This is a genomic window from Methylobacterium sp. 001424705, from assembly GCF_059816145.1.
The window spans coordinates 87,232-108,424 of record NZ_JCBANU010000002.1; the positions used below are offsets into that span (position 1 = coordinate 87,232).

The window sequence follows — 21,193 nt, forward strand, 5'->3', positions numbered from 1 at the left end:
GCCAACCCCGCACGACCCCGTGCCCTGGGCAACCCCATGAGGCCCAAGTGGCAAATGCGTTCAAGAGCGGTGCGTCGCAGTCGCGATCGACCAATGATTTCAACGAGCGCGCGAAGCTCCTGTCCGAGCGCCTGGGCGCGATCGAGAAGCCGGTCCAGATGAAGCGCGGGAACGCGCCGCGCCGCACCTTCAAGGCAGGCCCGCGTCCCGAAGAGGAGACGGCGGAGCCGGCCGAGGCCCAGACCGAGGGCCAGGAGACCGCCGAGGGCGAGGACGCCGAGTCCGAGACGCGCTCCGAGAGCTGAGGACGAACGCGGTTCGCCCGATCGTCCAACACGAAAAGGGCCGACGCGCCGCGTCGGCCCTTTTCGCTGTCCGGTTCGCGTCCATCCCCGCTCCGGGCGCCGCCGAAGAGGTGCGCTCAGGAGTGGTTCGGCGGCGCGCTCATACGCCTTGCGGCGGGCCTTGACCCCTCGCAGCGGGTCTTGACGCCTCGCGGCAGGCCTTAGCTCAGCGGCGGGCCTTGGCCTTGCGAGCCGCGTAGCGGGCATCGCGGGCCGCCTTCTTGGCGACGAGCTCGGCGGCCTTCGCCTCGGCGGCGGCCAGAGCCTCGGCTTCTTCGCGGGCGATCTGCGCGGCGAGTTCCGCTTCCTCGCGGGCCCGCTTGGCTTCCGCCGCGGCCTTCTCGGCGGCAATCCGGGCCGCTTCGCGCTCGCGGGCGCGCTCTTCGCGGGCGCGGGCGACCTCGGCGCGGGCCTGCGCCTTGGCGATCATCTCCGGATCATCGGCCGGAGGACGGGCCTTGAATTTTTCCAGCAGCATCTGCTTGGCGCTGACGGAGTTCTTACGGCGATCGTCGAAGTTCCTGTAGTCGAAGGCGCCCATCTGACCTTTCTCATGTGGTGTGTCGCCCGCATCCGGCGTGGAGCACGCGCGGCATGGGGCCGTGGAAAAACTGGGGTATACGCTGATCTTGCACCGCAACAGCCCCATGCCCGACCGCCTGCCGGGAATCAACAGAAGCCGCTCATCGAAAAGCGGCTTCTGACAGGTTGTTGAAACGATGCCGCAGCATTCGAGCCGGTCTCGGGCCGCCCGCATCGGGCGACCCGGACCGGCCGGCGGCGATCAGGCCGCCTGGAGGTTGCCGGCCGACTGCTTGCCGGTGCGGCGGTCGTTCTCGATCTCGTAGGAGACCTTCTGACCCTCGATCAGGTTGCGCATCCCGGCGCGCTCCACGGCGGAGATGTGAACGAACACGTCCTTGCCGCCGTCATCCGGCTGGATAAAGCCGTAACCCTTGGTCTCGTTGAACCATTTCACGGTGCCCGTGCTCATGGTGCTGTTCTCCTGAAGCGTTGTCTTGCCTGCCATCGGCTGCCCGGTGCCCGCGTCGCAATCGCGCGGGCACCCGAGGCGCAGGATCGTCGGATGGGATGTGCGATCGCAGCGGCACCCGCGTGCAGGACTGGCGAGCAGTCCTGGGAAAAGGGCGGGTGAGCTACCCGGAATGAGCCGGCCATGGAGCGATGGGGACAAAAGTAGGAAGCCTGCGACGCAGGGACAAGGCGCCAGCCAAAGCCGGGTTCCCTGGCCGATGGCGGAAAGCCGAGGCGGAGCCGGGCCTGCGGCGAACCGCGCAACCACCCCCGCGGCTGGGGGTAGAGCGGTGCACCGCGGTTGCTGCACCGCCGCCGGACCGGTAGGCTGGCGGTCAACATATGTGGGTCCGAAGGGCCCTGGGACAGGACCGGGATGCGGGACCGGCAGCGGGGCCGCGGCCCGGAAGGGGATGGGATGGCGAGGCCTGCGACGCAGCGACGAGAGCCGGGAGCGCAGGCGCACCGGGCTCGCCGGAACGGCCATTCGTGACGCGGATTCGGGGGCGGATGCGTCGCGGGTCGGTCTGGAGGCTCGCCTGCTTCGCCTGGCCGCTCGTCCTCGGTTCGGCCGGGGCCGGGCTCGCCGTGGGGCCGGCCCGGGCTTTCGACCTGTTCGGCCTGTTCGGCTCCGAGGAGGAACCGCCGGTCCCGAGCGCGGGCGCCCTGCCCTACACGGTGAAGATCTCGGGCATCGATGACGACGACGTCCTGCGCGCGCTGCAGGACACCTCGACGCTCTATCGCCTGCGCCAGGAGGCGCCGCCGGACGGCGAGGGCCTGGTGCGCCGGGCGGAGGCCGACCAGCGCCGCCTCGCCGACGTGCTCTCGGGCTACGGCTACTACCAGGGCACCGTCGCGATCCGCGTCGACGGCGTCGCGCTGGCCGGCGAGTCCACCGTGGTGGCGGCCGCCCGCGCGGCCGAAGCGTCGCGCTCCCGCGCCCTCGTGCCGGTCAAGGTCGTGGTCGATCCCGGTCCGCTCTACACCCTGCGGTCGATCCAGGCCCGCGACCCCCGGGGCAACCCGTTTCCCGAGGAGGTCCTGCCGGAGCGCTTCACCCGCGTCGGGGACGACGTGCCGGCCCGCTCGGCCACCGTGCTGGCCCGCGAGGCGAAGATCGTCGACCGCTTCCGGGCCCTGGGCCATCCCTTCGCCAAGGCGGTCGCCCGCGACCCCGTGGTGGACGACGCCGCCCACGTCATGGACGTGACCTACACCGTCGATCCCGGGCCGATCGCCGGCCTCGGCGAGGTCGCGGTGCGCGGCACGCAGGACATCGACCCGGCGGTGGTGCGCTCGTTCATCTACGCCGAGCCGGGCGATCCCTACTCGCCCAAGGCCGTGTCGGACATCCGACGCTCGGTCGCCAAGGTCGAGGGGTTGGGCTCGATCCGGGTGCGCGAGGGCGAGACCCTCGATCCGTCCGGCAACCTGCCGATCTTCGTTGACGTCACCGAGCGCGAGAAGAACCTGATCGGCGTCGCGGCCCGCTACTCCACCGTCGACGGTCCCGGCATCCGGGCCTACTACGCCAACCGCAACCTGTTCGGCGGCGGCGAGACCTTCCGGGTCGATGCCGACATCTACTATCTCGGCAACGACCTCTACGCCAAGCAGCGCAAGGCCGCCGGCATCGACTCGAACGGCCTCGGCGGGCGGCTCTCGGCCACCTTCGTCAAGCCGGCTCTCTGGGGCACCCGGAACGACTTCATCGCCAACGTCTTCGTGGGCCGCGAGGCACAGCAATCCTACGTCAGCGACGCGGCGGGCGGCACCGTCGCCCTGCGCCACCGCTTCTCCGACACCTTCTTCGCCCAGGTCGGCCTCGACGGACAGGCCGGGCGCTCGCAGGACGCCCTCGGCAAGGTCGATTACCGCCTCGTCGGCGTGCCGCTCTCCGTGAGCTACGATTCCACCGACAACCTGCTGGATCCGACCGAGGGCGTGCGCCTCACCGCCTCGGCGACGCCCTATGCGGGCTTCCTCGGCTCCGATCCGTCGATCTTCGTCGCCAAGGCGCAGGGCTCGACCTACTACGCCTTCGACGACGAGGGCCGCTACATCCTGGCCGGCCGCATCGGCTTCGGCTCGATCTCGGGGGCGAACCTCGAGGACATCCCGGCCAACATCCGGTTCTTCGCCGGCGGCGGCGGTTCCGTGCGCGGCTTCCCCTACCGGACGCTCGGCCCGCGCGGACCCTTCAACCTGCCCATCGGCGGACGCAGCCTGCTCGAGGCCTCGGTGGAGGCGCGCATCAAGGTCACCGATACCATCGGCGTCGTGCCCTTCATCGACGCGGGCACCGCCTTCGCCGGCAGCCTGCCCGATTTCGACGAGCGCATCCGCTACGCGGTCGGCCTCGGCCTGCGCTACTACACCGGCATCGGCCCGATCCGGGTCGACCTCGCCTTCCCGATGGACCGCATCAAGGGCAACCACGAGCGCCCGGTGGCCCTGTACATCAGCCTGGGGCAGTCCTTCTGATGGGATTCTGGAAGCGTCCGCGCGCGCAGGTCGCCGCCGCCACCCTGTGCCTCTCCGTCTTCGCCGCGACGCCGGCCACCCTGACCTACGCCGACGAGGGCGAGAAGACCGTGCTCGGCGGCCTCCTCTCGAAGGCCCTGTCGACGCCGGGCTCGCGGGTCGCCATCGGGGCCGTGGACGGCGCCCTCTCGTCGGACGCCACCATCCGCGACGTGGCGATCAGCGACGCCAACGGCGTCTGGCTGAAGCTCGACCGGGCGCGCCTGGTCTGGCGCCGCCTCGCCCTGCTCTCCGGCCGCCTGGAGGTGGACAGCCTGGAGGTCGGGCGCCTCGAAGTGCTGCGCCGCCCCCTCCCCGCCCCGGTCTCGGCGACGCCGGAGCCCGACGGATCGCTGCTGCCCGACCTGCCGGTGAAGGTCGAGGTGAAGACCTTCAAGCTGGCCGAACTCGTTCTCGGCGAGGCCCTCGCCGGGCAGCCGGCCCGCCTGACGGCCGAGGGGCGGGCCAAGCTCGGCGCGCCGGCCGAGGGGCTCGACCTCGATGTGGCGGTGCGCCGCCTCGACGCCGAGGGGCGCTTCGGCGCCCGCCTGCTCTTCGTACCGAAGGGCGAGACCCTGGAGCTCAAGACCACCCTGGTGGAGCCCGCCGGCGGGCTTCTCTCCAAGGCCGCCAACCTCCCCGGCGCACCGCCGATCAACCTCGACCTCGACGGGCGCGGCACGCTCGACGCCTGGAACGCCCGCCTCGACTTCGATGCCGGGCCGGACCTCGGGGCCCGCGGCACCGCCCGCATCTCCCGCATCGGGGCCGAGCGCCGGCTCGCCCTCGACCTCGCCTCGCGGATCGAGGGGCTGCTGCCCGGCCCGGCGGCGGCGATCTTCTCGGGCACGACCAAGCTCGACGGCGGTCTGCGCTTTTCCGACAGCGGGGCCTTCGGCATCGACCGGCTGGAGCTGACCTCGCGCACGGCCCGGCTCGAGGCCCGGGGTACCCTCACCGCCGACCGGATCGCCGACTTCCTCGTCTCCGCCCGCGCCGTGCCCACCGAGGGCGGCGTCACCAAGGCGGCGGATGCGGAACTCGACACCCTGGTCTTCGATGGCAGCCTGAAGGGGCCGATCGCGCGGCCCGTCGTCAATGGCACGCTGAAGGCCGCGGGCCTGCGCGCCGGCGGCTCGGCCCTGGAGCGGGTCGACGCCACCCTGTCGATGGCGCCGGCCGGCGCCGATCCCGCCGCCGCCCGCTTCGTACTGGCCGCCGACGCCAAGGTGGACGGCCTGCGCCTCGCCGATCCGGCCCTGCGCCGGGCCATCGGATCGCGGGCCGGGCTGAGCTTCCGGGGCACGCTGCAGCCCGACGGCGTCGTCGACGTCGCCGAATTCAAGCTCGACGGCCCGACGGCCCGGGCCGCCTATGTGGGCCGGATCGGGCAGAACACCCTCGCGGGCACGCTCGATGCGGCGCTGTCCGACCTCGCGGCCTTCTCGGAGGTGGCCGGGCGGCCGCTCGCCGGCACCCTGACGGCGCGGGCGGCGCTGAGCGGCGACCCGGCCCGCAAGGCGGTGAACGCCGATCTGGACCTGCGCACCTCGGGCCTCGTCCTGTCCCTGCCGGCCCTCGACCGGACCCTCGGCCCGTCGCCGCGCTTCAGCGGCCGCCTGTCGCAGGTCTATGACGGCTACGCCTTCGAGAACGCCCGCCTTGAGGGCGCCGAGATCGTCGGGCGCCTGGAGGGCCGCGCCACCGCGCGCCTCGCCGACGCCAAGCTGCTGGTCGACCTGAAGGACCTGTCGACCCTCGACCCGAAGCTGTCCGGCCGCGCGCTCCTCGACGGGCGCCTCACCGGCACCCTGGAGAAGCCCGACCTCACCGCCACGCTCACCGCCGACGACGCCCGCGCCCTCGGTCGCCCCTTGCGTGACCTCCGGGTCGAGACGGCGCTGACGGACGTCACCGGCGCCCTCGACGGCACCCTGCGCCTGTCCGGCGCGGTGGGCGGAAAGGCCCTGCGCGGGGACGCTCACGTGGCCCGGCCCGCCCCCGACGCCTGGGTCCTCGACCGCCTCGCCTTCGGCCTCGGCTCGGTCACCCTCGACGGGCACGCCGCCCTCGATGCCCGCACCTTCCTCACCGAGGGGGCGCTGGCCCTCAAGGCCGGGAATCTCGACGACCTCGCGCCCCTCGCGCTGACACCGATGGCGGGCAACGTCGAGGCCGCCGTCACCCTGTCCCGCGCGGGCGGGCGCCAGGACGCCGGCATCCGGGCGAACGGGGCGTCCCTGCGCTTCGGCGAATTCGCCCTGTCGCGCCTGGACGCCGACCTCACCGGGCGGGACCTGCTCGGCCGGCCCATCGTCGACGGGCGGGTGAACGCCGACCGCCTCCTCGCCTCCGGGCAGAGCCTCGACACCGTGCGTCTCGTCGCCGTGGGCTCGCCGAGCGCCAGCGACATCACCCTGACGGCCAAGGCCCGGGGCTTCGACCTCGACGGCGCCGCCCGTCTCGTGCCGGGCGAGCGCACCCGCATCGACCTGTCGCGCTTCTCCGCCGCGCGGGGTGGGGACCGTTTCGCCCTGGCCGGTCCCGCGAGTGTGACCCTCGACGGAGGCTCGGCCGTGATCGACAACCTCGTGGTGTCCGCCGGTAGCGGCCGCCTCAGCCTGTCGGGCCGGGTCGGCGAGGCCCTCGACCTCAAGCTCGGCATCCGCAGCCTGCCCCTCGCCCTGGCGCGGATCGCCGCGCCCAACCTCGCCCTCTCCGGAACCCTCGACGGCGAGGCGGACTTGCGCGGCTCCGCCAACCGGCCCGAGGGCCGCTACGCCCTGACGGTCGCCCGCCTCGTCACGCCCGAGACCCGCAAGGCCGGCCTTCCGCCCATCGACGCCCGGGCGAGCGGCACGGTGAGCGACGGACGCGCCGGGATCGACGGACGGGTCTCCGCCGGGCGCGGCGCCGAGCTGACGGTGACCGGCTCCCTGCCGGTGGCCCCCGGCGAGGCGCTGGCGGTGAAGCTGCGCGGCACCCTCGACGCGGCGCTCGCCAACAGCCTCCTCAGCGTCGGCGGCCAGCGCGTCGCCGGGCGCATCGCCCTCGATGCCGGCGTGACCGGCACCCTCGCGGCCCCCCGCGCCGAGGGCAGCGCCACCCTGACGGGCGGTTCCTTCACCGATCCGCTCCAGGGCATTCGCCTGACCAACATCGAGGGACGGGTCACCGGCCGGGGCGACACCCTGGTGGTGGAGCGCCTGACGGCGCTGACCCGCAACGGCGGAAGCCTGCGCGGCGACGGCCGGGTGGCGCTCGATCCCGCCGCCGGCTTCCCGGGCTCGCTCCGGGTCTCGGCCGAGCGGGCGGAGCTCGTCTCCAGCCCGCTGATGACGGCCGTGGCGAGCCTCAACCTCGCGCTCACGGGGCCACTGGCCCGAACCCCGAAGGTGGCGGGCCGGATCGACCTCGTCTCCGTCGACGTCTCGGTGCCGGACCGCCTGCCCGCCACGGTGCAGCCCCTGCCCGAGATCCGTCGCGTGAACACGCCCCCGGAGGTGCGCGCCCGGCTCGCCGCCCGGGCCGACCGCCGCGCCAAGGTCGCGGCCCTGGGCAAGCGGGGCAAGGTCGCCCCGCCCTTCGACGCCACCCTCGACGTCGCCGTGAACGCCCCCAACCGCATCTTCGTGCGCGGTCGCGGCATCGATGCCGAATTGGGCGGCGCCCTCCAAATCACCGGCTCCTCGCGGGATCCCGTCGCCACCGGCGATTTCGAGATGCGGCGCGGCCGCCTCAGCGTGGTCGGCCAGCGCCTCGACTTCACCCGCGGGCGCCTGACCTTCGGCGGCGAGATCGCCACGCCGGATCTCGACTTCGTCGCCGAGACCAAGGCCGCCGAGGTCACGGCGCGGATCGCCGTGACGGGTCCGGCCAACCAGCCGAGCTTCCTCCTCACGTCGGACCCGAGCCTGCCGCAGGACGAGGTGCTCTCGCGCCTGCTGTTCAAGAAGGCCTCGGGGGGCCTGTCGCCGTTCCAGGCCCTGCAGCTCGCGCAGGCCGTGGCCCAGTTCTCCGGCGGGGCCGGCGGCGTCGACGTCTTCGAGCAGGCCCGCAAGGGCCTCGGGCTCGACAGCCTCGACGTCTCCACCGGCGCCAGCGGCGGACCGGCGCTGGGCGCCTCGCGCTATCTCAGCGACCGCCTCAGCGTCGGCGTGAAGGCGGGCGCCAAGCCCGCCGACACGGCGGCGACGGTGGATTACGACGTGACCCGGCGCATCAAGATCCAGGGCGAGGCCGGCAGCGACGGCCGCACCGCGGTGGGCGTCGGGGCCGAGTGGGAATACTGACGCTCAGCGCGTCAGCCAGAGGGACTGGCCGATGCCGCTGAGCGGTTCGTGGAAATGCGTGACCAGGACGATCGCCCAGAGCAGGCCGAGGATCGTGGTGAGGGCGACGAGGATGACCTCGCCGGACTCGCGCAGCCTCAGGAATCGGTGGGCCCCCTTGGGCGATGGGGTCCCGGTGCGTTGCCGTGCCATTCCGTCTCCGGGTCGAGCTTGTCATCCATCGAACGCCGCAAGGCGCGGGCCAGGAACCCGCGTCCGGGTCGCCCTCGCGCAACCGTGACGTCCCCCATCCCGCTCCGGAATGACCCTCGTGTCCGCCTCCTCCCTGCTCATCTATCCCGATCCCCGCCTCAGGCTCGTGGCGGCTTCGGTCGCCCGGTTCGATGACGCCCTGCACGAATCCGCCCGTGACCTCGAGGCGGTGATGCTGGCGGTCTCCGCCCTCGGGCTCACCCTGCCGCATATCGGGCAGGGCCAGCGCCTGGTGCTGTTGCGGATGGAGCCCGGCGAGCCGGTGACCGCCTACGTGAACCCGGAGATCGTCTGGGCCTCCCCCGAGCGCGGACCGCAGCAGGAGGGCAGCGTCTCGATGCCGGGGGTGATGGACGTGGTCGACCGGGCCGTACGGATCCGGGTTCGCTACCGCGACCTCGAGGGCGCCGAGCACGAAGAGGACGCCGAGGGATTCCGGGCGGCCTGCCTCCAGCACGAGATCGACCAGCTCGACGGGATCTTCTGGATCGAGCGCCTCTCCCGCCTGCGACGGGACCGGGCGATCAGGCGCTTCGCCAAGCTGCGCCGGTCAGGCCCCTGAAAGCGCGGCCGCCGTGCGGCGGAATGGCCGCGAGCGCGTTATGGCTTGGCGGCCCGCCCTCCTCCGGAGAGGCCGGCCGCCGATCACGTTCGTTTCTGCCGAGAATTTCCCGATGCGTTCGATCCGACCTCTCCTGCTCGCCCTGGCGGTCGCCGGCACGGCGCAGGCGACCATCCGGGAGGCCCCGGCTGCGCCGGCCCCCGCACCGGTACCGGCGATCGGATGCGCGTCCCTGGCGAACCTGCGGCTGCTCCTGCGCGAGAGCAAGGACGTGGTGGCCACCGCCGTCGCGCGCCTCACCGACGACAAGGCCGACCACCTCGGCTGCCAGGTCGTTGCGCGCGATGCGGTGGCGGGCATCGCCGAGCACCTGACCCTGAACGGCAGCGCCTACGATTGCCTGACCCTGCGCACCACGAGCGTCTGCCATTGGGTCGTCGCCGGCACGGTCAAGCCCACCGAGGCCGTGGCGAAGCCTCGCGCGGGCGAGAAATCCAAGGCGGCCGACAAGGCCACCGACAGAACGTCCGACAAACCCGCCGCACCGGAGAAGAGCCGCCGATGACCCGACCTTTGCGCGTCCTCCCCCTGGCCCTCCTCCTCGGCCTCGCCGCCGGCACCGCCGCCCGCGCCCAGCCGGTCGAACCCACCGACGTCATCGCCTGCAAGACCCTGGTCGCGTTGCGGGTCCTGATGGCCAGCGGCGACCGGGCTGCCGCGGAGGCGGTCCTGCCGCAGCATCCGGATTGCCGACGGATCGCGCGTACGCGCATCGGCGCCGCGGAGCACCGCGCCATGGTCGGCGGGGCCCCGTTCGAGTGCCTTACCGTGGCGAACGAGGCCGATTGCGCCTGGGTGATGCCCTGACGGGCACGCCGAAACGACGTCACCACCACGACAGCAGGGGGAACAGGATGCAGACAACAGGGATGTGGCGTGGGCCGGCGCTCGCATTGACGCTCTCGGCCATCGCCTCGGTGGCCATGGCTCACGCGGCTTCGGCGCAGGGGGAATCCACGCCGATCCAGAGTCCGCAGGACGCGGCCTGCCGCACGGAGGCCCGCGACCGGGTGTTCTCGACGCCCGACCCGAAGGGGCTCGGCCTCTACGCGATCGGCCGTCAGCTCTACTTCGCCTGCATGAAGCGCGCCCAGCCGGGGCCTCGCCGCCGGGAGCGGGCGCGCGCCTCGTAGGATCCGGCGGGTTCATCCTGAACCTCGCGGACTCCCGATTCCGGTCAGGTCGTTCGTCTCTTCGGGATCACCGGTTTCCGCTGATCCCCGACAAACGCGAAGGCGGTGGGATCAGACGCTGAGGGGCGCGCCGATCCGGGCCCGGAGGACGTGCCGAAGGTTCTCGTTGTCGTTGGTGTCCGCGTCGAGGGCGGCCATCAGGCGAAGCAGCCGGCTGATCGGCGTGGTGCGGTCCTCGACCGCCGCGTCGATGAGCGCCCGAAGGGGAACAGGCTCGCTGGCCGGGTGCATTTTCAGGTTCGTCTGGGCCGGCTGGGGCATGGTCCGCGGATCCGTGGCGTGATCAGGCGCGATCACGGGCGGCTCGCTACGCCATCGAAGGACCCGGCGCCAGGGTTTTTTGCCATCTATCCATAGCCGGCACGCAATCCTGCCCTGCGCCACGGAACAAAGCGGGATTACGCGGGAAATGTGTGGATCGGTGCAGATCCCACGCGTCGCGTGGCCGGTTTGCCACCGGGCCCGTCCGAATCGACAGGCCCGGACCGAAACCGCTGCACCGGGATCCCGGTCGCCGGATCACCGAGCCAGCGGCGAGGCGGCGTAGCCGTCGAGAAGGTCCTGCGGATCCTTGTAGAGGGCGATGCAGCCGGACGCGCTCAGGTCGGCTTCCGGAAAACCGCCGCAGAGAACCCCGATGGTCGGAAGGCCGGCCTTCCCCGCCGCCTCGGCGTCGTAGGGCGTGTCGCCGATCACCACGGCCTGCGCCGCCGTGATCGGGGCAAGCTTAGTCAGGGCGGCCTCGAAGATGTCGGGGAAGGGCTTCGAGCGTTCGACGTCGTCGGAACTGACCACCACGTCGGTGAGGTCCTCGACCCCCATCAGGGTCTGGTAGTGCTCCACCTCCTTCGCCTTGCCGGAGGAGGCCAGGGCGAGGGTCAGGTCCTGGGCCTTCAGGTGCTCGAACAGGGCCCGGACGCCGGGGAAGGGCTTCACCTTCGAGAGATAGTCGCGCTTGAACAGGTCCGAGCGGTAGGCCTCGATCGGCTTGCCCTCGCGCTCCACCCGCTCCGCGTCGAGGAAGACCGGCAGCAACTGGTCGCCGCCCTTGCCGATCTGGCTGCGGGCCTGGTCGTGGCTGACGGTGACGCCGAAATGCGCGAAGGCGTCCACCCAGGCCTGGGCATGGAGGTCGACGCTGTCGAGCAGGGTTCCGTCGATATCGAAGATCACCGCCCGTACGGTCTTGGTCATCGCGTCATCCCGAACCGGTTGCACGCCGGCGGACAGGCCGGGGCTCCCTGGGCGAACGGATGGCTCTCCCGGCCGTTCCGCCGGGATGGCGGGATTCGTTCGGCGGGCTCAGCGGGGAAAGATGTGCAGGCCGTCGTCGGGCAGGAGGTTGCGGGCTGGACCGCCGGTCTGCTGGCCGCGGCCCTGCTGGTAATAGGGCAGCTCCGGACGGCGATCGTTGTCGCCGCCGGAATCATACTCGTAGGGCTCGCTCCAGGGCGCCCGCCCGCCGACGCCGCCGGTGGTGTCGACGTCGAGGAGCGCGGGGCCGCCGCGCAGGCCGCCGGGTCCCGCCAGGGCGGCGAGCGGCAGGCCGGCCACCCCGAGGGCCAGAAGGGTCGCGATCGTCGTCTTCATGGAAGCCTCGCCTGGGAAGGCGCACGGCCCTCAGGGCCGCGGCCACGTCTCTGGATCTGGCCTGACAACGGTCAAGGTTTTCCTTCGTTCCGGCGTCCCTCGCGTGGAGGCGGCCTCCGCGGCCAGCGAAAAGCCCGCCCCACCGGTCCGGTGAAGCGGGCTCTGATTCGTCCGGGGGCGGGCCGGAAGGCTCCGGCCCGCGCGTCTCAGTGAACGGTGGCGACGCTCTCGACCACGCGGCCGCGGGCGGGAGCCCGGGGCGTCTTGGTCACCGCAGCCTTGGCCACGGCCGCCTTGGCGACAGTGGCCTTCTCGGCGGCGGGCGTCTTGGCAGCGGCGGTCTTGGCAGGGGCGGTCTTGGCAGCGGCGGTCTTGGCAGCGACAGTCTTGGCAGCGACAGTCTTGGCAGTGGCCGTCTTGGCAGCGGGCGCCTTCGTGGCCACCGGCTTGGTAGCCTTCGTGTCGGCGGCGGCCTTCGCCTTCGTCTCGACCTTGGCGCCGGCGCTGCGGCTGCGGCTCGGCTTGGCCTTGAGAGTCTCGGCGAGGACGGCGGCCGGGCTGGCCGAGAGGGTGACGTCCGCGGTGGCGGCCTGGATCACCTCGATGCCCATCCGCGACGGGGTCAGGAGCTCGATCTCGGCGCGCAGCCAGTGCGCCTCCGCCTGGCCGAACACGCGGCCCTCGTCTTCCCAGATGTAATAGGCGCGTTCGCGCACCTGCTGCTCGAAGGGGTTCATGCTGTCTCCTCGTCCGATCGGTCCGACGTCCCGGGCGAGGATGAAACCGGATGGTTAAGCGGGCGTTAACCGCCCCGGCATGGCGGCGGGTGCTCAGCCCTGGGACAGGCGTCGGGCGTTGGCGCGGACCTTCCGCCGGTAGCCGGCCACGACCCCGGCGGTGGAGCCGCCGGTGGCGATCAGCAGGGCGGCCTCCTGGGCGGCCATGATCTTCTCGGTGACCATGTGCTGGGCCTCGGCCTGGGCCGCGGCACCGCCCGTCGCCAGCTTGGCGAGGCGCAGGGCGATGACCTGCTGCGATTCCATCGCGAGCAGGGTCGCGTCCATGCCGAGCTTCCACCACGAACCGAACATCAGCATCCACTCTCAAGATAGGTCGCGCCGAGCCGGCTTGGCGGCTCGGCCTTACCGAGACGGTCCCGCGCCCGGTATCTGGGCTGGGGACCCGTTCGCTCAGTCGAAGAGGCGGTTCTTCGCCCCGGAGCCGCCGAGGCTGATCTTCTTGGTGCCCGATCCGCCGAGGCTGATCTTCTTCGGCGGGGCGGCGGCTGGGCTCGGCGTCGCCGGACGCGCCGGCTTCAGGCGGGACTGGCCGTAGACCACCGAACCGATCTCGTCGGCGACGCGCACGAGATCCTCGCGCTCGCAGGCCCGCGCGACCCGCAGGCCGAGCTGGTGCATGTGGCTCTTGCCGTAGAGGTAGACGGCGAGGCGCGCGCGCGTCGTCGTGGACATCGCCTCCAAGATCTCCGGCAGGTCCTCCTCGTCCGCCCGGTAGACCTGGCCGAGGAGTTCGAGGGAGACCGGGCAATCCGGATCGGGAACGGCGCCGCTGGTCGGGTGAGCCTGCGTCATGGGGCATCTGCCTGTGCGAGGGGCGGAGGGAGAACGGCCGGCGAATCGGCCGCGAGGGGCGTAAGGCCGCCCGCATCGGCGCGGGCGGGCGGTGCGGCGACCGGCACCGAGGAGGGCGGCACGGCCGCGAGGCAGCCGGTGCAGACCGAGGCGATGGCGATGCGGGACCGGGCTTCGGCCCGCTGCCAGACCGCCTCGCTGCGGGCCCGCGCCGCCTGGGCCGCGGCGTCGTCGAAGGCGCCGGACCCACCGGAGCCGACGCTCGCCTCGCCGCCGGGGCGGATGCGGATGAACAGCGGTTCCTCAGCGAGGGCCGGGCCGCCCGTCAGGACCCCGATAGCAGGCGCGAGGGCGGTCAGGCTACCCGCGATCGCCAGGGCTGCGGAACGGGAACGGGGCATCGGCTCCTCGGTGCGATTCGACGGCGTGGGGATCGGCCATGCCGGCCGCCATCGTTCGGCTGAACAGGGTTAACGATGTCTGAAGCGAACCGGATGCCGCAGCGGCAGCGCGTCCGCTCGACCCACGGCGCCCGGGCGGCCTAACAGGACGCCATGGAACCGAACGTCTACCTCCTGCTGGCCGCAGCCCTCCTGTATTCCGGCTACATGGTCCTCGCCATGAGGTCCTGAACGAGGCTCAGCGGCGCTCGTCGCGCTCGATCACCGCGCAGGCGGTGACGGGCGCTTCGCGCGATCCGGAGAGCGAGCAGGTGACGAGGACCTTCCCGGCATCGACGTTGCTGTGCCGCGTCGTGGCGGCGGCGGTGCGGGCCGTCCGGGCCGCTTGCGCCAAGTCCTCGGACGCGAGGCCCGTGACGGCGTGGCCGGCCCGTCCGAACAGATCGAAGTAGCCAGCGGGGAGCGGCGTGCCCCGGAACTGGACGCCGGTGGCCGAGAGCTCGCCGCAGGCCAGCGTCATCCCGATCCCGTCGGGGGCGCTGAATTCCGCGAAGTCCGCCGTCCGCTTGACCAGGGTGGCCTGGGTCTCGGCCACCACCCGGTCGATGAGGTCTCCGCAGGAATCCGCCGCGGCGGGTCCGGCGAGGGCGAAGAGGCCGAGGGTCGCGGCCAGGGTGGGACGAATCACGCGCATGACCTTCTACCTAAGAGCGGTCCGGCGGTTGTCGAGCGCTGCGGCTACAGGCGCTTGCGGGGTGGTGGCGGGCGGCGGAACACCCCGACCATCTCGAGATGGCCCGAATAGGCGAACTGGTCGACCGGAATCACCCGCTCCAGGGTGTAGCCGCCCGACACCAGGGTCGCGGCATCCCGCGCGAAGGTGCCGGCGTCGCAGGCGACCCCGATCACCAGCGGCACCTTCGATTCGGCGATCCGGGCCGCCTGCGCGCCCGCGCCCGCCCGGGGCGGATCGAACACCACGGCGTCGTAGGCGTCGAGTTCGAGGGCCAGCAGCGGCCGGCGGAACAGGTCGCGGCGCTCGGTGGTGACCCGGCGCAGGCCCGGCACCGCCCGCACGGCCCGGTCGAGGCTGGCCAGGGCCGCCGCCTCGCCCTCGACGGCATGGACGTCCCGGCTGCGCGCCATGGCGAGGCTGAACGGTCCGCTGCCGGAGAACAGGTCGACGACCCGCTTCGTCTTCTTGTCGAGGGCCGCCACCACGGCCTCGGTCAGCACCCGCTCGCCCTCCTCCGTGGCCTGGAGGAAACCGCCGGCCGGCGGCACCAGCCGCAGGCCCGCGCTGGTGACCGCCGGAGCCCGGCGCTCCACCAGCACCTCTCCGTGCAGCGAGAGGCGCGCGAGGTCGAGGTCTCCGGCGAGGCGTACCAGCGCGGCGCGGACTCCCTCGGCCGCGGGTCCGTGCCCGCGGATGTCGACGTCGAGGCCGGCCTCGGTGGCGCTGACGGCGACGTCGAGGGGCTTGCGGCCGTGCCCGAGCGGCGCGCTCAGGGCCGTCGCCACCTGGGGCGCCCGGTGCAGGGCCGCCACGGTGATCGGGCAATGGTCGATGGCGACGAGGTCGTGGCTGCGCGCCGCCATCAGGCCGGCCTGCGCCCGGCCCTCGATGGCCCGCACGTGCAGGGTGAGGCGCCGCCGCCCGGCCCCGCGGGCATCGACCAGCGGCTCCGGCGCGACGGCGAGCCCCGCATGGGACAGCGCCTGGACGAGGTGGTCCCGCTTCCAGGCGGCGTAGGGCACGGGCGCGAGGTGCTGCACGGTGCAGCCGCCGCAGGTGCCGAAATACGGGCAGAACGGCGCGATGCGATCCGGCGAGGCGTGCAGAACATCGACGACCGTCCCGCGCGTGCCCGCCCGCAGCACCGTGACGCGCTCCCCCGGCAGCGCCAGGGCGACGGCGGTGCCGTCCTCGGCCAGCCCGTCGCCGCGGGCGCCGAGGCGGCGGATCTCCAGGGTCTCGGGGGTCGGCTGGGTGTCCGGCTCGGTCATGGTCGTGGGTCCAGGCGCGCCCCGATCAGGAACTCGCGGTTGCCGTCGCCGCCGGCGACGGGTGACGGGATGAGGCCGAGGATCTGAAGCCCCAGAGCCTCGAGGGCGGCGCGGATCTCGGCGCAGACGGCGTCGTGGATGGCGGGATCGCGGACGATCCCGCCGCGCCCGACCCGGTCGCGCCCGGCCTCGAATTGCGGCTTGATCAGCGCCGCGAGGTCGGCGCCGGGGGCCAGCAGCGGCAGGAGGGCCGGCAGGATCAGCCGGAGGGAGATGAAACTGACATCGATGGCGCAGAGGTCCGGGGGGCGCGGGATCGCGGCGCGGTCGAGGCTGCGGGCATCGGTGCCCTCCAGGCTGGTGACGCGGGCGTCGTCCCGGAGGGAGACGTGGAGCTGGTCGCGTCCCACGTCGACGGCGTAGACGTGGGCGGCGCCCCGCGCCAGCAGCGCGTCGGTGAAGCCGCCGGTCGAGGCCCCGACATCGAGGCAGACGCGGCCCGCCGGGTCGAAGCCGAAGGCGTCGAGGGCGGCATCGAGCTTCAGCCCGCCGCGGGACACGAACGGATGGGGGGCGGACGCCACGAGGCGCGCGTCCCGGGCGAGGAGGTCGGAGGCCCGCGTCACCGGCTGGTTGTCCGCCCGGACGAGACCCGCCGCGATGGCGGCCTGGGCCCGGGCGCGGCTCTCGAAGAGGCCCCGTTCCACCAGCAGGCGGTCGGCCCTCAGCCGCTCCCGATTCATCACCACGCCCAACGAGTCTCGTTCCCGCCGGCCCCGGGCCGGTTCCTCCCGCTACACCACTCGGCGCCGGGGGCGAATGAAAATCGTCACGAATTCAGTCGCGCGTCCGGGTCGCCCTGCTCCATAACCGACGACGGTGGCTGGTGATTCCGCACGGAACGGTTGCCGCGGGCCGGGCTTGTCCCGATCGCTGGGGGCCCGCCGCCCCGTCGGGGACGACGGATCGGGGCCGAAACTTGGGACACATCATGGTCGCGCCGCGTGAGATCGAGTTGAAGCTGGAATGCGAGGGCAGCGACCTCGCGGAGCTGAGCCGCCATCCCTTCCTGCAGGCGGAAGGCTCGGAGGACTCCCGCTTCCTCACCTCCACCTACTTCGACACGGCCGCCGGCGACCTGCGTGCGGCCGGGCTGACCCTGCGGGTCCGCCGCGACGGCGAGACGTTCGTCCAGACCGTGAAGGCCGCCGCCACCGCCCCCGGCCTGTTCGACCGCTCGGAATGGGAGGCGCCCGTCGCGGGGAACGCGCCCGACCTGGCGCAGGTCTCCGAGACGCCGGTGCCGGAGGTATTGGCGGGCGCCGAGGCGCCGGAGCTGTCCCCCATCTTCGCCACCCTGGTGGAGCGGCGCAGCCGCCTGGTGCGCTACGGAGCCTCGCGGATCGAGGTCGCCTTCGACGAGGGTCGGATCGAGACCCCGAACGGCGACGCGCCCCTGTGGGAGCTCGAACTCGAACTCAAGGAGGGCCGGTCGGAGGACCTGTTCACCCTGGCCCAGGCCCTGGCCGAGACCGTGCCGCTCCGGCTTGGGGCACTGAGCAAGTCGGCCCGCGGCTTCAGCCTCCGCGACGGCACCCTGCGGCGCCCGAGCAAGGCGCGGCCGGTTTCACTGGCGCCGGACGCCACGGCCGGCGAGGCCTTCCGCGCCATCGCCTTCGCCTGCCTGTCCCACCTGCGCCTCAACGAGGACGTCTTCCTGCACAACCGGGACGTGGAGGCGCTGCACCAGCTGCGGGTCGCCCTGCGCCGCCTGCGTTCGGCCCTCACCCTGTTCAAGCCGGTCCTGGCGCAGGACGCGACGGCCGCGACCCTGCGCGACGAGATCAAGCGCATCACCGAACCCTTCGGCCACGCCCGGAACCTCGACGTGTTCCTGGCCGAGACCCTGCCGGCCGAGATGGCCAGGCGCCCGGACGAGGCCGGTCTCGACGACCTGCGCCGGCGCCTCGAGGCGGAGCGGGACCGCGCTCATGACGGCGTCCTCGCCACCCTGGAATCGCAGGAATGGCGCGGCCTGGTCCTCGACGTCGCCGCCTGGCTGGAGACCGGCGCCTGGCGGACCGGACTGGCCGCCCCGGACCGTGAAGTGCCGGACCGCGGAGTGCCGGCGCGCGACTTGCCGGCGCGCGACTTCGCCGCCGAGGTGCTCGACAAGGCCCTGCGCCGCATCCGGAAGCGCGGCCGCCACCTCGACCGCCAGGAGGCCGAGGAGCGGCACCGCGTCCGGATCGAGGCGAAGAAGCTTCGCTACGGCGCAGAGTTCTTCGCCAGCCTCTACACCGAGAAGAAGCTGCGCAAGCGCCACAAGGCCTTCGTCTCGGCCCTGTCCGACCTGCAGGACCATCTCGGCAGCCTCAACGACCAGGCCACCGCCCACACGGTGCTGGCCAGCCTCGTGGCGGTGCCCGACCCGCAGGAGATCCCCGGCGAGACGGCGTTCGCCGCGGGCCTTGCGGCCGGCGACAACGAGGCCGACGGCCGGAAGCTGCTGAGAGCGGCCGCCGAGGCCCATGGGGACCTCGTGGCGGTCAAGCCGTTCTGGCGCTGAGGCGCCAACGCTGAGGCGCCAACGCTGAGGCGCCAACGCCGAGGTGTGACTCAGCCGCGGGGGCTGAGGGCGTAGAGCGTGATCGCGGCGGCGTTCGAGACGTTGATGCTGCGGATTTCGCCGCTGAAGGGGATGCGGGCCAGCACGTCGCAGTTCTCGCGGGTGCGCTGGCGCAGGCCCTTGCCCTCGGCCCCGAGCACGATCACGGCCGGGCGCTTCGGGCCGATGGTGTCCAGTACGGTCTCGGCGTCGGAATCGAGGCCGATCCGGGTGAAGCCGCGCTTGCCGAGGTCGACCAGGGCGTCCGACAGGTTGCGGACCACGATCAGGGGCACGTGCTCCAGGCCGCCCGAGGCGGATTTGGCCAGCACGCCCGTGGCGTTGGGCGAGTGCCGCGCGGTGGTGATGATGCCCGCCACCCCGAAGGCGGCGGCGGTGCGCACGATGGCGCCGACATTGTGCGGATCGGTGATCTGGTCGAGGGCGAGGAGCAGCACGTCGTCGCCCAGCTCGTCGAGATCCGGCCCCGGCAGGGGGTCGGCCTCCAGGTAGAGGCCCTGGTGCACGGCGTCGGGTCCGAGCAGCGCGTTGATGGCGCTCGGCCGCACCAGCTCGGGATCGATCCGCAGCGTCCCGATCTCCTCGGTGAGCCGGATCATGGCGTTCTCGGTGGCGAGCAGCCGGTGCAGCTTACGCCCCTCGTTGGCCAGGGCCTGCGCCACCGGGTGCCAGCCGTAGAGGACGACGTGGTCGCCGGCAGCCGCCGCGACGCTCGCCGCGCCCCGCTGGTTCTGCGGCGGCCCGCGCCGGAAGGGACTGCGCGAAAAGCCGGGCTTGTTCGTCCTCGGCCCCGGCGGGCCGTCGCGTCGCGTGGTCATGCAGTCAGGTCCGCTCTCCGGCCGCCGGAAGGAGCGGTCCGCGTGTCCGCCCGACAAACCGGCCGGGGCCGCATTCGTCAAGCCGCAAACCCGCGGCGATTCCCCCGTTGCCCCCGCGCCCGAAGCCGCATATAGAACCGCTCACCGCAGCGGCGCCCTTCGTCTAGCGGTCCAGGACGTCGCCCTTTCACGGCGAAAACACGGGTTCGATTCCCGTAGGGCGCGCCAGCGATGTTTTCGCGGTCGATCTCCGATCGCCCCCGATCCGCTCGATCTTGCCAGCCCGCAACGATGCTCGAACGCCTCTTCGGGCATATCGGACCACCGGTTCCGCTTCTCTAACGACTCCCCCCGGCGAGGGGTCCCGTACGGTCGCGGCCACGCAGTTTATCGGCTCGCTCATGCGCGGCGACGGGGCGTCACCATTCCTGCGGAGCCACGAGAAGCGGCGCTGCGCAGCGGATCACATTTCGAGATCTGGAAAGAGATGGTGAGCGCGCTGGGGCTCGAACCCAGGACCTACAGATTAAAAGTCCGTTGCTCTACCAACTGAGCTACGCGCTCGTGTGCGACGGGGCGTTGCGGCGCTCGGCGCCGCGCCGTGTCGAACAGCGTGGCTCGCAATAGGGGGTCGGCGGTATGGGGTCAACCGGCTTCGCGGTCGTCCCCCGGGGATGGTGCGTCAGGCCGCGGCGCGCTCGGCCTCGGCCCGGGTCCAGGCCGCGCGGGTCTCGTCGGTGAAGTCGGCGAGGCGGCCCTGCGCGATGGCGGTGCGCAGGCCCGCCATCAGGTCCTGGTAGTAGGACAGGTTGTTCCAGGTGAGCAGCATCATTCCCAGGATCTCGTCGCTGCGCACGAGGTGGTGGAGGTAGGCCCGGGAATAGTCGCGGGCCGCCGGGCAGGACGAGGCCTCGTCCAGGGGGCGGGTGTCCTCGGCGTGGCGGGCGTTGCGCAGGTTGATCCGGCCGTGTCGGGTATAGGCGAGGCCGTGGCGGCCGGCGCGGGTCGGCATCACGCAGTCGAACATGTCGATGCCCCGGGCCACCGAGCGCATCAGGTCGTCCGGGGTGCCGACGCCCATGAGGTAGCGCGGCTTGCCCGCGGGCAGGTGCGGCTCCACGGTCTCGATCATCGCCAGCATCACGGCCTGGGGCTCGCCCACCGCGAGGCCTCCGATGGCGTAGCCCTTGAGGTCGAGGTCCACGAGGGCGCGGGCGCTCTCCACCCGCAGGGCCGGCACGTCGCCGCCCTGGACGATCCCGAACATCGCCTTGCCGGGCTGGGTGCCGAAGGCCACGCGGCAGCGCTCGGCCCAGCGCAGGGACAGGTGCATCGCCTTCTCGATGGCCGCGTGCTCGGCCGGCAGGCGGACGCACTCGTCGAGCTGCATCTGGATGTCGGAGCCGAGCAGGCCCTGGATCTCGATGGAGCGCTCCGGGCTCATGTGGTGGGTCGAGCCGTCCACGTGGGAACGGAAGGTCACGCCCTGCTCGTCCAGCTTGCGTAGGGCCGAGAGCGACATGACCTGGAAGCCGCCGGAATCGGTGAGGATCGGATGCGGCCAGTTCATGAAGCGATGCAGGCCCCCGAGGCGGGCCATGCGCTCGGGACCGGGGCGCAGCATCAGGTGGTAGGTGTTGCCCAGGACCACGTCGGCCCCGAGTTCGCGGACCTGGCCCGGATACATCGCCTTCACGGTGGCGGCCGTACCCACCGGCATGAAGGCCGGCGTCCGGATGGTGCCGCGCGGCATCGTGATCGCGCCGGTGCGCGCGGCCCCGTCGGTGGCGTCGACGCGGAAGGTGAATTCGGTTGGCAGGCCGGCGGATGCGGCGGGAGAGGCGGGCTCGGACATGGGCGCCGTCTTAGAGCCTCCGGCGCTTTCGAGGCAA

General features: G+C 72.5%; 23 protein-coding genes and 2 tRNA genes. 9 read left to right on the forward strand and 16 right to left on the reverse strand.

Going from position 1 to position 21,193, the window contains the following annotated elements; translation table 11 throughout:
- The first annotated feature begins 47 nt into the window (after nucleotides 1-47).
- Nucleotides 48-305 carry a hypothetical protein gene (locus tag AC6EUL_RS02605; protein ID WP_056211140.1) on the forward strand — a complete coding sequence of 86 codons (258 nt, stop codon included), beginning with the start codon at nucleotides 48-50 and terminating at the stop codon, nucleotides 303-305.
- Nucleotides 306-510: 205 nt separating this feature from the next.
- Here the strand turns inward: AC6EUL_RS02605 and AC6EUL_RS02610 are convergent, their stop codons facing one another.
- Entirely contained in the window at nucleotides 511-885 is a 375-nt protein-coding gene (locus tag AC6EUL_RS02610) for a DUF6481 family protein (protein ID WP_056211138.1), read from the reverse strand.
- A gap of 243 nt (nucleotides 886-1,128) precedes the next feature.
- On the reverse strand, nucleotides 1,129-1,338 hold the full coding sequence (locus AC6EUL_RS02615; protein ID WP_055952791.1) for a cold-shock protein: 210 nt from the start codon (nucleotides 1,336-1,338) through the stop codon (nucleotides 1,129-1,131).
- Between the two features lie 551 nt (nucleotides 1,339-1,889).
- Here AC6EUL_RS02615 and AC6EUL_RS02620 point away from each other — a divergent pair.
- Both AC6EUL_RS02620 and AC6EUL_RS02625 read left to right on the forward strand, forming a co-directional pair.
- Nucleotides 1,890-3,866, forward strand: a complete 1,977-nt coding sequence (locus AC6EUL_RS02620; protein WP_499868709.1) for an autotransporter assembly complex protein TamA — start codon at nucleotides 1,890-1,892, stop codon at nucleotides 3,864-3,866.
- Nucleotides 3,866-8,197, forward strand: coding sequence for a translocation/assembly module TamB domain-containing protein (locus AC6EUL_RS02625; RefSeq protein ID WP_499868711.1), 4,332 nt, complete (start codon nucleotides 3,866-3,868; stop codon nucleotides 8,195-8,197). The genes AC6EUL_RS02620 and AC6EUL_RS02625 overlap by 1 nt, the downstream gene beginning before the upstream one ends.
- A gap of 3 nt (nucleotides 8,198-8,200) precedes the next feature.
- On the opposite strand, the gene AC6EUL_RS02630 is transcribed toward AC6EUL_RS02625, so the two are convergent.
- On the reverse strand, nucleotides 8,201-8,389 hold the full coding sequence (locus AC6EUL_RS02630; RefSeq protein WP_499868712.1) for a hypothetical protein: 189 nt from the start codon (nucleotides 8,387-8,389) through the stop codon (nucleotides 8,201-8,203).
- A 118-nt stretch (nucleotides 8,390-8,507) separates the two neighbouring features.
- Between AC6EUL_RS02630 and AC6EUL_RS02635 the strand changes: the two genes are divergently transcribed.
- The 4 genes from AC6EUL_RS02635 (at nucleotide 8,508) to AC6EUL_RS02650 (ending at nucleotide 10,204) form a co-directional block, all read left to right on the forward strand.
- Nucleotides 8,508-9,011, forward strand: a complete 504-nt coding sequence (locus tag AC6EUL_RS02635) for a peptide deformylase (protein ID WP_244472748.1) — start codon at nucleotides 8,508-8,510, stop codon at nucleotides 9,009-9,011.
- Nucleotides 9,012-9,123: 112 nt separating this feature from the next.
- On the forward strand, nucleotides 9,124-9,576 hold the full coding sequence (locus AC6EUL_RS02640) for a hypothetical protein (RefSeq protein ID WP_499868713.1): 453 nt from the start codon (nucleotides 9,124-9,126) through the stop codon (nucleotides 9,574-9,576).
- A complete protein-coding gene (locus tag AC6EUL_RS02645; RefSeq protein ID WP_499868714.1) occupies nucleotides 9,573-9,878 on the forward strand; it encodes a hypothetical protein in 306 nt (101 codons plus the stop codon). The genes AC6EUL_RS02640 and AC6EUL_RS02645 overlap by 4 nt, the downstream gene beginning before the upstream one ends.
- A 62-nt stretch (nucleotides 9,879-9,940) precedes the next feature.
- The gene (locus AC6EUL_RS02650; RefSeq protein ID WP_244472747.1) at nucleotides 9,941-10,204 is read left to right on the forward strand and encodes a hypothetical protein; all 264 of its coding nucleotides are present in this window, start codon (nucleotides 9,941-9,943) and stop codon (nucleotides 10,202-10,204) included.
- Between the two features lie 111 nt (nucleotides 10,205-10,315).
- Here the strand turns inward: AC6EUL_RS02650 and AC6EUL_RS02655 are convergent, their stop codons facing one another.
- The 10 genes from AC6EUL_RS02655 to AC6EUL_RS02700 form a co-directional block, all read right to left on the reverse strand.
- Nucleotides 10,316-10,495: a hypothetical protein gene (locus AC6EUL_RS02655; protein WP_244472776.1), complete on the reverse strand. Its 180-nt coding sequence runs from the start codon at nucleotides 10,493-10,495 to the stop codon at nucleotides 10,316-10,318.
- A 288-nt stretch (nucleotides 10,496-10,783) separates the two neighbouring features.
- The gene (locus AC6EUL_RS02660) at nucleotides 10,784-11,458 is read right to left on the reverse strand and encodes an HAD family hydrolase (protein WP_499868716.1); all 675 of its coding nucleotides are present in this window, start codon (nucleotides 11,456-11,458) and stop codon (nucleotides 10,784-10,786) included.
- A 108-nt stretch (nucleotides 11,459-11,566) separates the two neighbouring features.
- On the reverse strand, nucleotides 11,567-11,854 hold the full coding sequence (locus tag AC6EUL_RS02665) for a hypothetical protein (RefSeq protein ID WP_499868717.1): 288 nt from the start codon (nucleotides 11,852-11,854) through the stop codon (nucleotides 11,567-11,569).
- Between the two features lie 206 nt (nucleotides 11,855-12,060).
- On the reverse strand, nucleotides 12,061-12,591 hold the full coding sequence (locus AC6EUL_RS02670; RefSeq protein WP_499868719.1) for a DUF2934 domain-containing protein: 531 nt from the start codon (nucleotides 12,589-12,591) through the stop codon (nucleotides 12,061-12,063).
- Nucleotides 12,592-12,684: 93 nt separating this feature from the next.
- Nucleotides 12,685-12,945 carry a hypothetical protein gene (locus AC6EUL_RS02675; protein ID WP_056211118.1) on the reverse strand — a complete coding sequence of 87 codons (261 nt, stop codon included), beginning with the start codon at nucleotides 12,943-12,945 and terminating at the stop codon, nucleotides 12,685-12,687.
- Nucleotides 12,946-13,044: 99 nt separating this feature from the next.
- Entirely contained in the window at nucleotides 13,045-13,446 is a 402-nt protein-coding gene (locus AC6EUL_RS02680) for a hypothetical protein (protein ID WP_056211116.1), read from the reverse strand.
- The gene (locus AC6EUL_RS02685; RefSeq protein ID WP_056272679.1) at nucleotides 13,443-13,847 is read right to left on the reverse strand and encodes a hypothetical protein; all 405 of its coding nucleotides are present in this window, start codon (nucleotides 13,845-13,847) and stop codon (nucleotides 13,443-13,445) included. The genes AC6EUL_RS02680 and AC6EUL_RS02685 overlap by 4 nt, the downstream gene beginning before the upstream one ends.
- 238 nt (nucleotides 13,848-14,085) lie before the next feature.
- Nucleotides 14,086-14,541 carry a hypothetical protein gene (locus AC6EUL_RS02690; RefSeq protein WP_499868720.1) on the reverse strand — a complete coding sequence of 152 codons (456 nt, stop codon included), beginning with the start codon at nucleotides 14,539-14,541 and terminating at the stop codon, nucleotides 14,086-14,088.
- 44 nt (nucleotides 14,542-14,585) lie between these two features.
- Nucleotides 14,586-15,854, reverse strand: a complete 1,269-nt coding sequence (locus tag AC6EUL_RS02695; RefSeq protein WP_499868722.1) for a class I SAM-dependent RNA methyltransferase — start codon at nucleotides 15,852-15,854, stop codon at nucleotides 14,586-14,588.
- Nucleotides 15,851-16,597, reverse strand: coding sequence for a TlyA family RNA methyltransferase (locus AC6EUL_RS02700; RefSeq protein WP_499868893.1), 747 nt, complete (start codon nucleotides 16,595-16,597; stop codon nucleotides 15,851-15,853). The genes AC6EUL_RS02695 and AC6EUL_RS02700 overlap by 4 nt, the downstream gene beginning before the upstream one ends.
- A 248-nt stretch (nucleotides 16,598-16,845) precedes the next feature.
- On the opposite strand from AC6EUL_RS02700, the gene AC6EUL_RS02705 reads away from it, so the two are divergent.
- Nucleotides 16,846-18,423 (forward strand): CYTH and CHAD domain-containing protein, encoded by a 1,578-nt coding sequence (locus AC6EUL_RS02705; RefSeq protein ID WP_499868723.1) that lies wholly within the window; start codon nucleotides 16,846-16,848, stop codon nucleotides 18,421-18,423.
- Between the two features lie 50 nt (nucleotides 18,424-18,473).
- On the opposite strand, the gene rlmB is transcribed toward AC6EUL_RS02705, so the two are convergent.
- Entirely contained in the window at nucleotides 18,474-19,301 is an 828-nt protein-coding gene (gene rlmB, locus AC6EUL_RS02710) for a 23S rRNA (guanosine(2251)-2'-O)-methyltransferase RlmB (RefSeq protein WP_499868725.1), read from the reverse strand.
- Nucleotides 19,302-19,453: 152 nt separating this feature from the next.
- Here rlmB and AC6EUL_RS02715 point away from each other — a divergent pair.
- Nucleotides 19,454-19,529 (forward strand) — tRNA-Glu (locus AC6EUL_RS02715).
- A 260-nt stretch (nucleotides 19,530-19,789) separates the two neighbouring features.
- Here AC6EUL_RS02715 and AC6EUL_RS02720 read toward each other — a convergent pair.
- Nucleotides 19,790-19,865 (reverse strand) — tRNA-Lys (locus tag AC6EUL_RS02720).
- 118 nt (nucleotides 19,866-19,983) lie between these two features.
- Nucleotides 19,984-21,156 (reverse strand): tRNA guanosine(34) transglycosylase Tgt, encoded by a 1,173-nt coding sequence (gene tgt / locus AC6EUL_RS02725; protein WP_499868727.1) that lies wholly within the window; start codon nucleotides 21,154-21,156, stop codon nucleotides 19,984-19,986.
- Nucleotides 21,157-21,193: the final 37 nt, after the last annotated feature.

Coding starts and splice junctions, on each gene's coding strand:
- AC6EUL_RS02625 (WP_499868711.1), top strand. CDS start 3,866: ATGGGATTCTGGAAGCGTCCGCGCGCGCAGGTCGCCGCCGCCACCCTG.
- AC6EUL_RS02680 (WP_056211116.1), bottom strand. CDS start 13,446: ATGACGCAGGCTCACCCGACCAGCGGCGCCGTTCCCGATCCGGATTGC.
- AC6EUL_RS02670 (WP_499868719.1), bottom strand. CDS start 12,591: ATGAACCCCTTCGAGCAGCAGGTGCGCGAACGCGCCTATTACATCTGG.
- AC6EUL_RS02700 (WP_499868893.1), bottom strand. CDS start 16,597: ATGAATCGGGAGCGGCTGAGGGCCGACCGCCTGCTGGTGGAACGGGGC.
- AC6EUL_RS02685 (WP_056272679.1), bottom strand. CDS start 13,847: ATGCCCCGTTCCCGTTCCGCAGCCCTGGCGATCGCGGGTAGCCTGACC.
- AC6EUL_RS02640 (WP_499868713.1), top strand. CDS start 9,124: ATGCGTTCGATCCGACCTCTCCTGCTCGCCCTGGCGGTCGCCGGCACG.
- AC6EUL_RS02675 (WP_056211118.1), bottom strand. CDS start 12,945: ATGTTCGGTTCGTGGTGGAAGCTCGGCATGGACGCGACCCTGCTCGCG.
- AC6EUL_RS02630 (WP_499868712.1), bottom strand. CDS start 8,389: ATGGCACGGCAACGCACCGGGACCCCATCGCCCAAGGGGGCCCACCGA.
- AC6EUL_RS02695 (WP_499868722.1), bottom strand. CDS start 15,854: ATGACCGAGCCGGACACCCAGCCGACCCCCGAGACCCTGGAGATCCGC.
- tgt (WP_499868727.1), bottom strand. CDS start 21,156: ATGTCCGAGCCCGCCTCTCCCGCCGCATCCGCCGGCCTGCCAACCGAA.
- AC6EUL_RS02615 (WP_055952791.1), bottom strand. CDS start 1,338: ATGAGCACGGGCACCGTGAAATGGTTCAACGAGACCAAGGGTTACGGC.
- AC6EUL_RS02645 (WP_499868714.1), top strand. CDS start 9,573: ATGACCCGACCTTTGCGCGTCCTCCCCCTGGCCCTCCTCCTCGGCCTC.
- AC6EUL_RS02620 (WP_499868709.1), top strand. CDS start 1,890: ATGCGTCGCGGGTCGGTCTGGAGGCTCGCCTGCTTCGCCTGGCCGCTC.
- AC6EUL_RS02665 (WP_499868717.1), bottom strand. CDS start 11,854: ATGAAGACGACGATCGCGACCCTTCTGGCCCTCGGGGTGGCCGGCCTG.
- AC6EUL_RS02705 (WP_499868723.1), top strand. CDS start 16,846: ATGGTCGCGCCGCGTGAGATCGAGTTGAAGCTGGAATGCGAGGGCAGC.
- AC6EUL_RS02655 (WP_244472776.1), bottom strand. CDS start 10,495: ATGCACCCGGCCAGCGAGCCTGTTCCCCTTCGGGCGCTCATCGACGCG.
- rlmB (WP_499868725.1), bottom strand. CDS start 19,301: ATGACCACGCGACGCGACGGCCCGCCGGGGCCGAGGACGAACAAGCCC.
- AC6EUL_RS02660 (WP_499868716.1), bottom strand. CDS start 11,458: ATGACCAAGACCGTACGGGCGGTGATCTTCGATATCGACGGAACCCTG.
- AC6EUL_RS02650 (WP_244472747.1), top strand. CDS start 9,941: ATGTGGCGTGGGCCGGCGCTCGCATTGACGCTCTCGGCCATCGCCTCG.
- AC6EUL_RS02610 (WP_056211138.1), bottom strand. CDS start 885: ATGGGCGCCTTCGACTACAGGAACTTCGACGATCGCCGTAAGAACTCC.
- AC6EUL_RS02690 (WP_499868720.1), bottom strand. CDS start 14,541: ATGCGCGTGATTCGTCCCACCCTGGCCGCGACCCTCGGCCTCTTCGCC.